This window comes from Nocardia sp. NPDC058497 (assembly GCF_042720195.1).
Classification (GTDB): Bacteria; Actinomycetota; Actinomycetes; order Mycobacteriales; family Mycobacteriaceae; genus Nocardia.
On record NZ_JBHXMY010000940.1, the window covers coordinates 1 to 1,481 of the forward strand.

The 1,481-nt window shown below is 70.2% G+C and carries 1 protein-coding gene; it reads left to right on the top strand.

Annotated features, from left to right (window positions below; translation table 11 throughout):
• Nucleotides 1-212: 212 nt before the first annotated feature.
• On the top strand, nt 213-1,481 hold a 1,269-nt coding region (locus tag ACFWPJ_RS32645), incomplete at its 3' end, for a GMC family oxidoreductase (RefSeq protein WP_378857349.1).

Sequence of the window (1,481 nt, forward strand, 5' to 3'; positions counted from 1 at the left end):
GGTGTGGTTGGTTGTGTTGACACCTCCAGCGGGTGCCCCGTCCCCCCCCCCCCCCCCGCCGGCGGCGGGGGGCCCCGGCCGCCCCCCGCCGCTGCGCGGCGGGACCCTCCTCGAGGTCGGGTCGTGCGGGCTGGGTCGCTTTCGTGAGTTGCGACAAAATGGCGCACCGACGGGGCGATTTGTCGGTTTAACGCGGTATCCTGCGCTCGGCCATGCGTGATGAGGGAGGTGGCCTGGTGCACAGACGTGCCTTTTTCAAGGCGGCGGGACTGGCGACGTTTGCCGGTGCCGTGGGGGCAACGCTGACGAACCCGGTGGCGACGGCTGATCCGCGGGAAGCGATGTTCCAGTCCTGGGTGCCGGAGATCTTCGCACCGATCCCGGACGCACCGGCGCATACGCGGGCCATTGTCATCGGCTCCGGTTTCGGCGCTGCCGTCACCGCGCTGCGGCTGGCCGAGGCCGGGATCGCCAACACCGTGCTCGAGCGCGGCTCACGCTGGCCCAACGATCCGTGGCGCGAGATCTTCACCGGCGACGACCTGCCCGACGGCCGCGGCTTCTGGCATCGCACGAGCTTCACCGGCGTCACCAAGGTGCCGATGAGTTTCGGCTCGTTCGGCGGCGTTCTCGACGTCACCGAGTATCCGGGGATCGATGTGTGGCGCGCGGCCGCGGTCGGCGGCGGCTCGGTGATCTTCAGCGGCGCGATGGTGGCGCCAGAGCGCAAGCTGTTCGACCACGTCTTCGGCGGCGTCGTCGACTACGGCGAGCTCGAGAGCGTCTACTACCCGAGGGTGCGCGAGATGCTGCGGCTGGACCCGATGCCCGCCGACATCTACAACGCCTCGCCGTTCGCGCACTCACGCGCCTGGGACGACCAGGTGCGCGCGGCCGGCTACCAGCCGGTGCCCAACGATTCGATCTTCACCTGGGACGTGCTGCGCAGCGAGCTCGCCGGCACCTCCCGCGCCTCGGCCACCGCCGCCCGCTCCAACCTGGGCAATTCCAACGGCGCCAAGTTCGACCTGAACCAGAACTACCTGCGCTACGCCGCCCAGACCGGCAAGTCCCAGGTGTATCCGGGTCACCGGGTCGACAGCATCGCCCAGGAGGCGAGCGGCAAGTTCGTGGTCACCGTGACGAAACTGTCGCCGTCCGGTCATGTCTTCGGCACCCGCACGCTGACCTGCGACCAGCTGTTCCTCGGTGCCGGTTCCATCGGCACGTCCGAGCTGCTCGTCCGCGCCCAGGCCACGGGCGCGCTGCCCAACCTCAACGAGCACATCGGCGACGGCTGGGGCACCAACGGTGACGTCGTGCTCGCCCGTGGCGCCAGCAGCGTGGCGGGCCACGGCCAGGGTGTGCCGAGCGCCAGCCGGATCTTCGACGCCGCCACCGTCCCGCTGACCCTGGAGAACTGGTACATCCCCGGCATCCCGTTCGAGACCGGCGCGCTGGCCTCGCTGGGCATGGTGCTC